This is a genomic window from Streptomyces sp. NBC_01016 (assembly GCF_026341035.1).
Lineage (GTDB): Bacteria > Actinomycetota > Actinomycetes > Streptomycetales > Streptomycetaceae > Streptomyces.
In genome coordinates, this window is the sequence record NZ_JAPEOQ010000002.1 from 3,390,393 (window position 1) to 3,403,421 (window position 13,029).

The window sequence follows — 13,029 nt, forward strand, 5'->3', positions numbered from 1 at the left end:
CGTTCAGGACATTCCGGAATCCGGAATCTGGGTCTCGGGTTGGGGCGAGAGTATGGAAGGCGTCTGATGGGACGTCAAGACACCTTGCACATCAGGAGATTCGGGCGCTGATGGTGCGCGCCGCCTCCTGCACCAGGCCACCGAAGGTGGCGGCCGCGTCCTCGGTCATCCGGCTCGTCGGCACATTGACACTCACGCTGGCCACCGGCAGGCCCCCCGCCCCGAGTACGGCCGAGGCCACCGCCGAGACATCCGCGCGCCACTCGCCCGAGTTCGTCGCGTAGCCCCGCGCCCTGATCTCCCGTACCTCCGCCAGGAGTTGCTCCCGGTCGGTGACCGTGGTGCCGGTGTAGCGCGGCAGTCCTTCGTCGAGGTACTGCTCGACCGCGTCGTCGGGGTCGGCGGCGAGCACCGCCTTGCCGTTGGCCGAGGCGTGCATCGGGAGATCCTGGCCGAGCGGCAGGATGATGCGCACGGCCTTGCTGGTCTGGAGTCGCTCGACCAGCAGCACCCTGCCGCCCTCGCGCACCGCCAAGTGGACCGTCTCGTCGGTCCGCCCGCGCAGTTCCTCCATCACCGGAAGCGCCGCGTCGCGCAGCCCCAGCTCGTCGGTGGCGTGCCGTCCGACGTGCAGCGCCTTGGTGGTCACCACCCAGCGGGTGGGGGTTCCTCCGGCGGGGCGGATCCAGCCCGTGGTGTGCAGCGTGACGAGCGAGCGCTGGACGGAGCTCTTCGGCAGGTCGAGGGCCCTGGCCAGGTCGGCGACGCCGACGGGCTGCATGGCCGCAACTTCCTCCAGTGCCCGCAGGGTGTTGGCCACGTTCTGCATCATCGCGAGTCCTCACGCATCCGTTGATCCCAACCAGCGACCGGTACGCGGCCGTTGACGCGTCGGCGAGGGGAAGCCTACGCTCCACGTGCCGCTTCACGGTACGGCGTGCCATCTCACGGCACAACACCTTGAGGAGTCGAACCGCATGACGCTCCGCACCGGCCGCCACTTCCTGCAGATCCCCGGCCCCACCAACGTCCCCGACCGGGTCCTGCGCGCCATGGCGGCGCCCACCATCGACCACCGCGGCCCGGAGTTCGCCGAGCTGACGAAGCGTCTGCTCGCCGTGCTCAAACCGGTGTTCGGTACGGCGGGGCCCGTCGTCGTCTACCCCGCCTCCGGCACCGGTGCCTGGGAGGCCGCGCTGGTCAACACGCTCAGCCCCGGCGACCGGGTGCTGTCCTTCGAGACCGGGCACTTCGCCGTCCTCTGGCGCGAGATGGCCCGCGGCCTCGGCCTGGACGCCGATACCGACGCCCTGCCCGGTGACTGGCGGCACGGCGCGGACCCGGAGGCGCTCGCCGAGCGGCTCGCCGCCGACACCGACCACCGGATCAAGGCGGTCTGCGTCGTCCACAACGAGACATCGACCGGTGTCACCAGCCGCATCCCAGAACTGCGCGCGGCGATCGACTCCGTGGGCCACCCCGCCCTGCTGTTCGTCGACACCATCTCCTCGCTCGGCTCCATCGACTACCGGCACGACGAGTGGGGCGTCGATGTCACCGTCGCCGGTTCACAGAAGGGGCTGATGCTGCCGCCGGGCCTCAGCTTCAACGCCGTGAGCGACAAGGCCCTCGCCGCCTCCCGGACCGCCGGGCTCCCCGCCTCCTTCTGGCGCTGGCAGCCGATCATCGACGCCAACGCCAAGGGCGCCTTCCCGTACACACCGGCCACCAACCTGCTCTACGGCCTGGACGAGGCGCTGCGCATGCTGGAGGAGGAAGGCCTGGAGAACGTCTTCGCCCGACATGCCCGGCACGCCGCCGCCACCCGTGCCGCAGTGCGGGGCTGGGGACTTGAGGTGCTGTGCGCCGACGAGCGCGAGCACTCCGGTTCGCTCACGGCCGTCCTGATGCCCGAAGGACACGACGCCGACAAGCTCCGCAAGATCATCCTGGAGCGCTTCGACATGTCACTCGGCTCCGGCCTCGGAAAACTCGCCGGCCGTGTCTTCCGCATCGGCCACCTCGGCAACTTCAACGACCTGACCCTCGCGGGCACGCTCGCCGGAGTGCAGATGGGCCTCGAACTCGCCGGAGTACCGGTCCAACGGGGCGGACTGGAAGCGGCGTTGGAGGTGCTGCGATGACGGCACCCAGCGAAGTCCGCACCGCCGCCCGCGACCTCGAGGCCGCGCTGCGCCGCGACCTCGACGGCGAGGTCGCCTTCGACGACTACACCCGGCACCTGTTCTCCCGCGACGCCAGCATGTACGCGATCGAGCCGCAGGGCGTCGTCTTCCCGCGCCACGCCGACGACGTGCGGGCCGCGGTCGCGGCGGCCGCCGAACACGGTGTGCCGCTGGTGCCCCGGGGCGCAGGGACCAGCCTGGCCGGACAGACCGTGGGCCCCGGCCTCGTCCTCGACCTCTCCCGGCACATGCACCGCATCCTCGAACTCGATGCCGACGCGCGCACCGCACTCGTCGAACTCGGCGTGGTCCAGGACCAGTTGAACCGGGCCGCCGCGCCGCACGGCCTGATGTTCGGCCCGGACACCTCGACAAGCAACCGCGCCACCATCGGCGGCATGGCGGGCAACAACTCCGCGGGCAGCGGGTCGATCCGCTACGGCATGACCATCGACCACGTACGGGAGCTCGACGTCGTGCTCTCCGACGGGAGCACGGCCCGGCTTGCCCCCGTCGACGAGGAGGAGCGCGCCCGACGGGCCGGCCTCGACACCCTGGAGGGGCGGCTCTACCGCGAGCTCCCCAAGATCGTGGAGGCGCGCGCCGGGGCGATCGCCACGGGCTTCCCGGCGTACTGGCGGCGCTCCGGCGGCTACCGCCTCGACCGGCTCGCCGACCGCTCCGGCGATGCCCCCTTCGACCTCGCGAAGTTCGTCGTCGGCTCGGAAGGCACGCTCGTCGTCGCCACCCGCGCCCTCGTCGACCTCGTGCCCAAACCCGCCCGCACGGTCATCGGCGTCGGCCACTTCACCTCCGTCGCCGGAGCCATCGAGGCCACCGAGGACGCGCTCTCCTGCGATCCGTCCGCCGTCGAGATGATGGACCGGACGATCCTCGACCTCTCCCGGCAGAAGATCGAGTACGCCTCCCTCGGAAACATCCTCGAAGGAGACCCGGAGGCCCTGCTCTTCGTCAGCTTCACCGGTGACGACGAGACCGAACTCGGCCGTCGGCTCCAGGAGTTGACCGCACTCTGGAAGCGGCACGGCCACGGCTACCACACGCTCCAGGCCGTCACCCCCGCCCAGCAGTCCGGGCTGCTCAAGGTCCGCAAGTCCAGCCTCGGCCTGCTGATGGCCGCGAGCGAGGGCACCCGGCGACCGCTGGCCTTCATCGAGGACACCGCGGTCGACCCCCAGCACCTCGCCGCGTACACCCGCCGCTTCAAGCAGGTCCTCGACCGGCACGGCCTCGACGCCGGTTTCTACGGCCACTGTTCGGTCGGCTGTCTGCACATCAGGCCCTTCGTCGACGTCGCCGACCCCGCCCAGGTGCGGACGATGCGCGCGGTCGCCGAGGAGATCAAGGAACTGGTACGGGAGTACGGCGGCGTCAACTCCAGCGAGCACGGCGACGGCCTGGCCCGCAGCGAGTTCAACCGCGAGCTCTACGGCGACGACCTGTACGAGGCGATGCGCGAGGTCAAGGGCCTCTTCGACCCGGAGAACCGGCTGAACCCCGGCAAGATCGTCGACGCCCCGGCGATGACCGAACACCTCCGCGACGCGGCGCTGCCGCCCGCGCCGGCCCTGCGAACCCACCTCGACTTCGAGGTCGTCGGAGGCGGCGACATGCGCGGCGCCGCCGACCGGTGCATGAACATCGGCCTGTGCCGCAAGAGCGACGCGGGCGTGATGTGTCCCTCGTACATGGTCACCAAGCACGAACACGACTCCACGCGCGGCCGTGCGAACGCCCTGGTCAAGGCGCTCTCCGAGCCCGACCCGAAGGCGGCGCTCGGCGACGAGGGGCTGCACGACGTCCTCGACCTGTGCCTGATGTGCAAGGCGTGCAAGAGCGAGTGCCCGCTCGGCGTCGACATGGCCACGCTGAAGGCCGAGACCCTGGCCCACCATCACGAGCAGCACGGCACGCCGCTCCGGTCCCGGGTGTTCGGCGCCATCCGCCGCCTCAACCGGCTGGGGTCGGCGACCGCCCCGATCTCCAACCTCCCTTTGCCGAGGCGGCTGTTGGAACGCAGACTCGGTATAGCCAGCGCCCGGCCGTTGCCCGTGTTCGCCCGCCGCAACCTCGTGACGTGGTTCCGGCGCAGGCCGGGAAGCGTGGCCGGAAGCCAGGGCACCGTGACCCTCCTCGCCGACTCCTTCACCACGTACACCGACCCGGACGTCGGCCGCGCCGCCGTCGAACTCCTCGAACGGGCGGGCTGGCACGTGCGGTTGGAGAGCGGCGGCTGCTGCGGCCGCGCCGCCTTCTCCAAGGGTCTGCTCGACCAGGCGAAGGCGCAGGCAGGCGATCTCGTGCACCGCCTCGCGGACTCGGGGGACGGTCCCATCGTCGGTTGTGAACCCTCCTGCCTGCTGACCCTGCGCGACGAACACCACGCCCTGCTGCCCGGCGACCCGGCCGTCGCCGACGTGTCCGGACGGGTGAAGCAGTTGGAGGAGCTGCTGACCGAGGCCATCGACGACGGCAGGCTCCCACTGCGGGACGACACGGGGCCCGCGGGCCGCCGCATTCTCTTCCACGGCCACTGTCACCAGAAGGCGGAGGTCGGCACCGCGGCGACCGTGGCGCTCCTCCAGCGCATCCCGGGCGCCGAGGTCGTCGAACTCGATGCCGGGTGCTGCGGGATGGCGGGCTCCTTCGGCTTCGAGGCGGAGCACTACGAGACATCCATGGCGGTCGGCGAGGACCGGCTCTTCCCCGCGGTCCGGGCCGAACCGGACGACACCGTGGTCGCCGCCACCGGTGTCTCCTGCCGCCAGCAGATCCACCACGGCACGGAGCGCACGGCGGTGCACCCGCTCCAGCTGATACGGGAGGTGTTGCGATGACCGTCACCGCGGGAGCGCTCGACGGCGTCCGCATCCTCGACCTCACCCAGGTCATGGCGGGCCCGTACTGCACGATGCTGCTCGCCGACCTCGGCGCGGATGTCATCAAGGTCGAGTCACCGGAGGGCGGCGACCAGACCCGCACCTCGATGGGCACGCCACGGCCCGGCAGCGACACCCCCGCCTTCCACGCCCTCAACCGCAACAAGCGCAGTGTCACCCTCAATCTGCGCACCGACGCCGACCGCGCGGAGTTCTTCCGGCTCGTCGCCGACGCGGACGTCGTCGTCGAGAACTTCCGGCCCGGTGTCACCGACCGCCTCGGCGTCGGCTACGAAGCCGTCCGCGAGGTACGGCCCGACATCATCTACGCGTCGATCTCCGGCTTCGGCCAGTACGGCCCGTACGCCGACCGGCCCGGCTACGACCTCATCGCCCAGGGCATGGCGGGCGCCGTCAGTGTCACCGGCGACCCGGACGGGCCGCCGGTCAAGTGCGGGCTGCCGGTGGGCGACCTCGGCGCGGGCATGCTGTGCGCGCTGAGCATCGCGGCCGCGCACGTCCACCGGCTGCGCACGGGGGAGGGGCAGTACCTCGAAACCTCCCTGTACGAAGCGGTGTTGGCGATGTCCGTATGGGAGTCGGTCGAGTACTTCGCCGGTGGCGAGCCCCCGCAGCGCCTCGGCTCCGCGCACCGCATGTCCGCGCCCTACCAGGTCGTCCGCACCAAGGACGGCCATGCCACTATCGCCGCGAACAACCAGCGGCTGTGGCTGCGGCTGTGCGAGGCCCTCGACCTGCAACACCTCGCGGACGACGAACGGTTCGCGACCAACACCGACCGGATGGGTCACCGCGCCGAGCTGATCGCCCTCCTCGAAGGGCGGCTCGCGGCGACCAGTACCGAGGAGTGTGTCGCCCAACTCCTCGACGCGGGCGTCCCCTCGGGGCCGATCCTCGACTACGGGCAGATCCTCGAGCACGACCCGCACGCGCGGGCCCGCGGCATGGTCGAGGAGTACGACCACCCGGTCGACGGCCGCAGTCGCGTCGTCGGCTTCCCGGTGAAACTCGCCCGCACCCCGGCCCGGCTGCGCCGCCACCCGCCGGTGCTCGGCGAGCACAACGAGGAACTCCTGGGAAAGGGGACGGAGTTGACGCCCGACGACGAGGCGGCAGGCGGCTCCGTCACCTGGACCCGCCACGCGGTTCCCGGAACCGACACGTACGCCGCCCACCTCACCCTGGTCAACCCGGACCGGCGCAACGCCCTGACCCTGCGCATGTACGACCAACTGGAGCGCGCCTGCCGGGAGATCGACGCCGACCCCGACATCCGGCTGACCGTGCTGCGCGGAGCGGGTGGGCGGGCGTTCGCGGCCGGCACCGACATCCGCGAGTTCCGTGACTTCAGCGGGGAGGACGGCGTGGCGTACGAGCGTCGCGTCGGCCTCGCCGTCGACCGGCTCGCGGCGATGCGGATGCCCGTCGCCGCCGCGGTCGAGGGCCCGGCGGTCGGTGCGGGCAGCGCGCTCGCGAGTTGCTGCGACGTGGTGGTGTGCACCCCCGACGCCGTCTTCGGCGCCCCCATCGGCCGCACGCTCGGCAACTGCCTCGCCCCCGCCATGATCTCCCGCCTCTACGCGGGACTCGGCCGAGCCCGCACCCTGCGGTCCCTCCTCGCCGCCCGCCTGATCACGGCGAAGGAGGCCTACGAGTCCGGATTCGTGGCCGACATCGTCGACCCGGCCGACCTGGACACATGCCTCGCGGAGCTCACCGCGGACATCGCCCGCTGCGCCCCGCTCACCTTGGCAGCGCTGAAGGAGGCGGACCGGCGCGTCCTGGCCGCGTCCGCCCCCGGCCACGCCGAGGACCTGTACGCCCGCGTCTACGGCAGCCGCGACTTCGCGGAGGGCGTGACGGCTTTCCTGGAGAAGCGGAAGCCGGAGTGGGAGGGACGGTAGGCCTCCACGTCGAGGTGCCCGGGGGTGTCGGAAGGACGGTAGATCTCCACACCCCGGTCTTCGGGGGGCGCTGCCCCGTCCGCCGTCACGTCGCGGGTGGTGTGGTCTCCCGGGTGAAGTGCCGTGTGTCCAGGCGCAGTCGCCACACATTGCGGCGGTGGGCCATCGCGAGGTCGGCCTCCAGCGGGGGCGGCGGGACGGTGAGGACCGGGCAGGCGGCGTGCGCGACGCAGTAGCGGCTCACCGAGGGGCGGAGCGCCCGGTGGAGCCTGCCGCGGTGTCCGGCGCCGACGACCAGGAGGTCGTCCTCCCGGTCCGCGGTCATGGCCAGGGCCCTGCCGGGTGTGCCACGGGCCAGAACGGCCCGCAGGGGAACGCCCGCCCCTCCGGGGAACACCTCGCGGACGGCGGTGACGAGCGTCGTCCGGGCGAGGTTCTCCCAGTCGAGGCCCGGGAGTGGGGCAGCGGGCGCCCGGCGCGCGTGGAGTTCTCCGCCGGGTGGCTGCCAGGCGAGCACCGCCCAGAGTTCGGCCCGCCGCTGGCCGGCCTCGTCGGCGGCCCGGCGCAGGGCGGCACGGCTGCCCGGAGTGCCGTTCACTCCCACCACGACGCGGGTGGCAGGCAGGGCCGGGGCCGCATCGGAACCGGTCATCGCTTCACGCTCCGTCAACTACCGCCGTACGGCGCCCCGTCGGCGGTTCTCTCGTAGACACCTGCTCCATCCCACCCTCGTACGGTCGCCCGCGCCCAGCCGTTCCGTCGCTTCTTGGCGCACTCCTGACGGCTGCGGGCCACCATCGGGGCGGCGCCCGTCAGCAGCGCGTCAGCATCGCCGCGATCACCGTCAGCGTCCCGTCAGGACGGTGCCGGGGGTGGGGGAGAGCGGGCATAGCGTCCTCGGTGAGCCACCATCCCCGGACTCTCCAGGAGGCATCCCATGGCACAACCCGTGAACGACGAGGACCCGGAACCCTCCGAACGGTTCCCGGCCGGGCCCCTCTACGTTCCCGTCCGGCCGGGCCCGCTCGGGTGCGCCGCCCGGCTGTTCCGCACCCCGCTCGGTGACCGTACGGCCGTCGGCTTCACCTCCGAGCGTGCGCTGACCGCCACCCTCGGCGCCGTCCAGCCGTGGGTCCGGCTGGCCGAGCCCGCCCTGCGCGACATGACCGCACCGCTCGGCGCCGCCACCGTCACGGTGGACCCGCAACTCTCCGCTCCCGCACCGGTTTTGCGTCCGAATCACCACACACGGAGCCTGCACACGAGAGGCACGCTCCGGGGAGCCGGGATCGCCGCCCTCGTCATGGCGCTGTCGTACTGGATCGGCTGAGGAAGGGCGACGACACGATGACCACCATTCACGAACCTGTCACCACCACCGCGACTCCCGAGGACCTGTCGGTGTGGCCGAGCTCCACCACGGAACCGCGCCCCGGCGACGCGACCGTCGGCGGTGTGTCGCTCGCGGAGGTCGCGGGCCGCTACGGCACTCCTGTGTACGTACTCGACGAGGGCGAGGTCCGCCGCCGCTGCCGCACCTACCGCGACGCCTTCCCGGAGGCCGAGGTCCACTATGCGGCCAAGGCGTTCCTGTGCCGGGCCATGGCGCACTGGGTGCTGGACGAGGGTCTCGGCCTCGACGTGTGCTCCGCCGGTGAGTTGGAACTCGCGGTCGCCGCGGGTTTCCCCGCCGACCGGATCGTTCTGCACGGCAACGCCAAGACGCCGCACGACCTGAAGCGTGCCCTCTGGTACGGGGTGGGCCGCATCGTCATCGACAGCCCGTCCGAGATCGCCCGGATCGCCGCGGCGGTCGGCCCCGACGGCCACCAGAAGGTGATGGTCCGCGTGGTCCCCGGCATCAGCGCGGGCGGCCACGACAAGATCCGTACCGGTACCGAGGACCAGAAGTTCGGGCTGTCCATCAGCGACGGCTACGCCCAGCACGCCATCGCCCGCATCCTCGACCAGCCGCAGCTCGAACTCACCGGCCTGCACTGCCACTTGGGCTCCCAGATCACCGACGTCAAACCGTATCTGGCGGCGGTGCGCCGCATGGCGGGCCTGATGGCCCGCCTGAAGGAACAACACGGGCTCACGCTGCGCGAGTTGGACATCGGCGGCGGACATGGCGTCGCCTACCGCCCCGGCGAACCGGCCATGGACCTCACCCGCCTGGCCCGCAAGGTCCGCGCCGAGCTGGCCGAGGCGTGCGCGGCGGCCGGGCTCACCGTGCCGCGTCTGATCATCGAACCGGGCCGGGCCGTCGTGGGGCCCGCGGGGGTCGCCCTGTACCGCGTCGTGTCCGTCAAGCACACCGGCGGCCGCACCTTCGTCGCCGTCGACGGCGGCATGAGCGACAACCCGCGGCCCGCGCTGTACGGGGTGCGCTACGCGCCGCGCCTGGTCGGCCGCAGGGGCAGCGCGGACCTCGCCCCTGTCACGGTCGTCGGCCGGCACTGCGAGGCCGGTGACGTGCTCGCCGCCGACGCCCGGCTCGCCGACGACGTACGGGCGGGCGACCTGATCGCCGTGCCGGTGGCCGGCGCCTACCACCTGTCGATGGCCTCCGGCTACAACGCAGTTGGCAGGCCACCGGTGGTCGCCGTCCACGACGGGCGCGCCCGACTCCTCGTACGCCGCGAGTCATTGGAGGACATCCACAGCCGCGACGTGGGCCTGTAGAACCGGGCCTCGGTCGCTGCTGCCGCTCATGCCTCCTCGCCGGTCTCGGCTCTCGGCCGGCCGGCGCTGATTCCCGGGCCGTCCGGTCTTCGGGTTCAGCAGGATCAGCCGGACCGGCAGGGGGGGGTGCCTACTCTTGGAGGGCAGGGAAGGGACGTCACGGCGCCCCCGACGGAGGAGAAGAGGTCCCACCATGTCCACCAGGAACTATCTGCGTCCGCCCTGGGCGGCGCGTGTCATCGGCGGACGCATGGCGCGCCTGGTCAAGCCCAAGGTGGTCAGCCTGCTCTCGGTCCCCGGCCGCACCACAGGGGCCTGGCGCTCGACCCCCGTGGCCGTGCTCGACCACGGGGGTGCGGAGTACCTGCTGGCGGCCTACGGCGACACCGAGTGGTCCCGCAACCTGCGCGCCAGCAAGTCGGGCCGTCTCACCCGGCGCGGCCGCGTCGAGCAGTTCACGGCGGTCGAGGTCGGACCGGCCGAGCTCCCGGAGCTCATGGCGGCCTACCTGAAGGAGTTCGGCAAGCTCCCGAACGTCGCCAAGACCTTCGACGCGCTGCCGGATCCGGCCGATCACCCCGCCTTCCGCATCACGGTCACGGGGGGCGGGCGCTCGTAGAGCGGGCCGGGGCTCATGGGGGTGTCCCCGGGGTCAGTCCTCCCAGTGTTTGCGCTCGGCCGCCGCGGGGCCGGTCACCAGTGTGTTCGGTGGTACGTCCTTGGTGACGACGGTGCCGGCGCCGACCACGGCGCCGTGGCCGATCGTGACACCGGGCAGTACCGTCACCGCCGCGCCGAGCCATGCGTTGTCCCCGATCGTGACGGGCGCCCGCGTGTAGTACTCGGGGCGCTCGGACCCGCGGATCGGGTGGTTGGAGGAGATCAGGTTGGTCTTCGGTCCGATCAGCACGCCGTCGCCCAGGCGGATCCCGCCCTGGTCGAAGAACGTGCAGCTCTGGTTCACGAAGACGTGCTCGCCGAACTCGATGCGCAGACCGTAGTCCGTGTAGAAGGGCGGATAGACGGTGACGGACTCGGGCATCGGCCTGCCGATGATGTCGGAGAGCAGCGCCGCGCGTGTGGTCTTGTCGTCGAAGGGCAGGACGTTCAGCCGTGAGGTCAGCGTGGTGACGTACTCGATGCGCTCGGCCACGCGCGCGAACTCGGGTGTGCGGACGTAGACGCGATCCTGCTCGGGCATGACGGTTCCTCACTACGGACGGCTTGGGTGCAGTCATCAAAGCGAGCGGTGGATACCCGGATCAAACAACGTTCTTGGCGGGCAAGGACAACAGCTGGTTGTACGCCTGGGGAGGGTGTGGCGGGGGGTAGTTGGCGTACCGATGTGGATGCGGGTCGGGCCTGACGGTCGAGTCGTAAGAGTGCGAATCTGGCGATATGACTTCAACGCCCAAAGAGTCACCCAAGGTCCCGTCCCATCCCGCGCAGCCGATCATCAACCGGAACCAGGCGGACCTGCGCTCGCGCCTCCCGTTCGAGGACACCCAGGACTTCGAGGACGCCGCACGGGGGCTCATCGCCCGGCGGACGCCCAGCGCCGTCGAGGCCGCGGACGGCACCGTCGTCTGGGACAACGACACGTACGCCTTCCTCGGGGCCGAGGCGCCCGACACGGTGAACCCCAGCCTGTGGCGGCAGTCCCAACTCGTCGCGCAGCAGGGCCTGTTCGAGGTCGTCGAGGGCATCTATCAGGTGCGCGGTCTCGACCTGTCGAACATCACGTTCGTCGAGGGTGCCACCGGTGTGATCGTGATCGACCCGCTGATCTCGACCGAGACCGCGGCGGCGGCCCTCGCCCTGTACCGGGAGCACCGCGGCGAGCGCCCGGTCACCGGCGTCCTCTACACCCACTCGCACGTCGACCACTTCGGCGGCGTCAAGGGTGTCACCACGCAGGAGGACGTCGACGCCGGGCGGGTGCCCGTGATCGCGCCGGAGGACTTCACCGAGCACGCCGTGGCCGAGAACGTGTACGCGGGTACCGCGATGGCCCGCCGCGCCGCCTACATGTTCGGGGCGGCGCTCGCGCGCGGTCCGCAGGGGCAGGTCGGCGCCGGGCTCGGCCAGACCAACTCGACCGGCACCGTGACCCTGATCCCGCCGACCGTGACCATCACCACGACGGGTCAGGAGGAGACCGTCGACGGGGTGCGCATGGTCTTCCAGATGGCGCCCGACACCGAGGCCCCGGCCGAACTCCTCGTCCACTTCCCCGACTTCAGGGCCCTGTGCACCGCGGAGGACGCCACTCACACGCTGCACAACCTGCTGACCCTGCGCGGCGCCGTGGTGCGTGACCCGCATGTCTGGTCGCATGCGATCACCGAGACGATCGACCTGTTCGGCGACGGGACGGACGTCGTGTTCGCCTCGCACCACTGGCCGACCTGGGGCCGGGAGCGTGCCATCGCCTTCCTGGAGACCCAGCGGGATCTGTACGGCTACCTCCACGACCAGTCCCTGCGCCTGATCAACAAAGGCTGGACCGGCAGCGAGATCGCCGAGCACCTCGAACTGCCCCCGGCCCTGGAGAACGCCTGGAACACCCACGGCTATTACGGCTCCGTCAGCCACAACGTCAAGGCCATCTATCAGCGCTACATGGGCTGGTTCGACGGCAACCCGGCCCATCTGTGGCAGCACCCGCCCGTCGAGGCCGGCAGGCGCTACGTCGAGTTCATGGGCGGCGCCGACGCCGTCGTGACCAAGGCCCGCGGCTCCTTCGACACCGGGGACTTTCGCTGGGCGGCCGAGGTGCTCAGCCACGTCGTCTTCGCGGAGCCCGGGCACGCCGCCGCCCGAACACTGCTCGCCGACACCCTCGAACAGCTCGGTTACGGCGCGGAGAACGGCATCTGGCGCAACTTCTTCCTCTCCGGCGCCACCGAACTGCGCGAAGGCCGGTTCGGCACGCCCGCGGTCGCCGCGTCGCCGGACCTCATCGCGAATCTCTCTCCGACCAGGCTGTTCGACGCCCTCGCCATCCAGGTCGACGGCCCCAAGGCGTGGAACGAGAAGCTCGCCGTCGACATCCTGCTCACCGACGTCGACGAGCGCTACAGGGTCCGCCTCGCCAACGGGGTGCTCACCTACAGCTCCGCACCGCAGAGGACCGCGGCCGACGTCAGCCTCACCACCACGGCCCCGGTACTGGCGCGCCTCGCTGTCACCGGTCTGACATCGGAGGGCCTTGAGCGGGCGGGTGTCCAGGCCGAGGGTGATGTGTCGGCGCTGGCCCGGCTCGCCTCGGTGCTGGACCCCGGCGACCCGGACTTCGCGATCGTCACGCCGTGAGGTTTACCAAGTAAAAAA

10 protein-coding genes are annotated in these 13,029 nt (G+C 71.3%); 7 read left to right on the forward strand and 3 right to left on the reverse strand.

The window, feature by feature from the left end; translation table 11 throughout:
* Window positions 1-91 precede the first annotated feature (91 nt).
* Window positions 92-832 carry an IclR family transcriptional regulator gene (locus OG746_RS42165; protein WP_266724426.1) on the reverse strand — a complete coding sequence of 247 codons (741 nt, stop codon included), beginning with the start codon at window positions 830-832 and terminating at the stop codon, window positions 92-94.
* Between the two features lie 145 nt (window positions 833-977).
* On the opposite strand from OG746_RS42165, the gene OG746_RS42170 reads away from it, so the two are divergent.
* Genes OG746_RS42170 through OG746_RS42180 form a run of 3 tightly spaced genes read left to right on the forward strand, consistent with a single transcriptional unit; the run spans window position 978 to window position 7,011 of the window.
* Entirely contained in the window at window positions 978-2,144 is a 1,167-nt protein-coding gene (locus tag OG746_RS42170) for a pyridoxal-phosphate-dependent aminotransferase family protein (RefSeq protein ID WP_266724427.1), read from the forward strand.
* Window positions 2,141-5,044 carry an FAD-binding and (Fe-S)-binding domain-containing protein gene (locus OG746_RS42175; protein ID WP_266724429.1) on the forward strand — a complete coding sequence of 968 codons (2,904 nt, stop codon included), beginning with the start codon at window positions 2,141-2,143 and terminating at the stop codon, window positions 5,042-5,044. Before OG746_RS42170 ends, OG746_RS42175 begins: the two co-directional genes overlap by 4 nt.
* The gene (locus tag OG746_RS42180; RefSeq protein WP_266724430.1) at window positions 5,041-7,011 is read left to right on the forward strand and encodes an enoyl-CoA hydratase; all 1,971 of its coding nucleotides are present in this window, start codon (window positions 5,041-5,043) and stop codon (window positions 7,009-7,011) included. The genes OG746_RS42175 and OG746_RS42180 overlap by 4 nt, the downstream gene beginning before the upstream one ends.
* Before the next feature lie 85 nt (window positions 7,012-7,096).
* Here the strand turns inward: OG746_RS42180 and OG746_RS42185 are convergent, their stop codons facing one another.
* Window positions 7,097-7,663: a universal stress protein gene (locus OG746_RS42185; RefSeq protein WP_266724432.1), complete on the reverse strand. Its 567-nt coding sequence runs from the start codon at window positions 7,661-7,663 to the stop codon at window positions 7,097-7,099.
* Window positions 7,664-7,948: 285 nt separating this feature from the next.
* On the opposite strand from OG746_RS42185, the gene OG746_RS42190 reads away from it, so the two are divergent.
* The 3 genes from OG746_RS42190 to OG746_RS42200 all read left to right on the forward strand — a co-directional run bounded on the left by OG746_RS42190 (window position 7,949) and on the right by OG746_RS42200 (window position 10,315).
* Window positions 7,949-8,341 carry an SAV_915 family protein gene (locus tag OG746_RS42190; RefSeq protein ID WP_266724434.1) on the forward strand — a complete coding sequence of 131 codons (393 nt, stop codon included), beginning with the start codon at window positions 7,949-7,951 and terminating at the stop codon, window positions 8,339-8,341.
* 17 nt (window positions 8,342-8,358) lie between these two features.
* Complete coding sequence (lysA, locus tag OG746_RS42195) at window positions 8,359-9,696, forward strand: diaminopimelate decarboxylase (protein WP_266724436.1); 1,338 nt, start codon at window positions 8,359-8,361, stop codon at window positions 9,694-9,696.
* A gap of 193 nt (window positions 9,697-9,889) precedes the next feature.
* Entirely contained in the window at window positions 9,890-10,315 is a 426-nt protein-coding gene (locus OG746_RS42200; protein WP_266724437.1) for a nitroreductase/quinone reductase family protein, read from the forward strand.
* 33 nt (window positions 10,316-10,348) lie between these two features.
* On the opposite strand, the gene OG746_RS42205 is transcribed toward OG746_RS42200, so the two are convergent.
* Window positions 10,349-10,897, reverse strand: a complete 549-nt coding sequence (locus OG746_RS42205; protein ID WP_266724439.1) for a sugar O-acetyltransferase — start codon at window positions 10,895-10,897, stop codon at window positions 10,349-10,351.
* A 197-nt stretch (window positions 10,898-11,094) separates the two neighbouring features.
* Between OG746_RS42205 and OG746_RS42210 the strand changes: the two genes are divergently transcribed.
* Window positions 11,095-13,011, forward strand: a complete 1,917-nt coding sequence (locus tag OG746_RS42210; protein ID WP_266724441.1) for an alkyl/aryl-sulfatase — start codon at window positions 11,095-11,097, stop codon at window positions 13,009-13,011.
* The last annotated feature ends 18 nt before the right edge of the window (window positions 13,012-13,029 follow it).

What these genes read in the sequence shown, in the direction of transcription:
- OG746_RS42190 (WP_266724434.1), top strand. Translation starts at nt 7,949, where the DNA reads ATGGCACAACCCGTGAACGACGAGGACCCGGAACCCTCCGAACGGTTC.
- OG746_RS42170 (WP_266724427.1), top strand. Translation starts at nt 978, where the DNA reads ATGACGCTCCGCACCGGCCGCCACTTCCTGCAGATCCCCGGCCCCACC.
- lysA (WP_266724436.1), top strand. Translation starts at nt 8,359, where the DNA reads ATGACCACCATTCACGAACCTGTCACCACCACCGCGACTCCCGAGGAC.
- OG746_RS42175 (WP_266724429.1), top strand. Translation starts at nt 2,141, where the DNA reads ATGACGGCACCCAGCGAAGTCCGCACCGCCGCCCGCGACCTCGAGGCC.
- OG746_RS42200 (WP_266724437.1), top strand. Translation starts at nt 9,890, where the DNA reads ATGTCCACCAGGAACTATCTGCGTCCGCCCTGGGCGGCGCGTGTCATC.
- OG746_RS42210 (WP_266724441.1), top strand. Translation starts at nt 11,095, where the DNA reads ATGACTTCAACGCCCAAAGAGTCACCCAAGGTCCCGTCCCATCCCGCG.
- OG746_RS42205 (WP_266724439.1), bottom strand. Translation starts at nt 10,897, where the DNA reads ATGCCCGAGCAGGATCGCGTCTACGTCCGCACACCCGAGTTCGCGCGC.
- OG746_RS42180 (WP_266724430.1), top strand. Translation starts at nt 5,041, where the DNA reads ATGACCGTCACCGCGGGAGCGCTCGACGGCGTCCGCATCCTCGACCTC.
- OG746_RS42185 (WP_266724432.1), bottom strand. Translation starts at nt 7,663, where the DNA reads ATGACCGGTTCCGATGCGGCCCCGGCCCTGCCTGCCACCCGCGTCGTG.
- OG746_RS42165 (WP_266724426.1), bottom strand. Translation starts at nt 832, where the DNA reads ATGATGCAGAACGTGGCCAACACCCTGCGGGCACTGGAGGAAGTTGCG.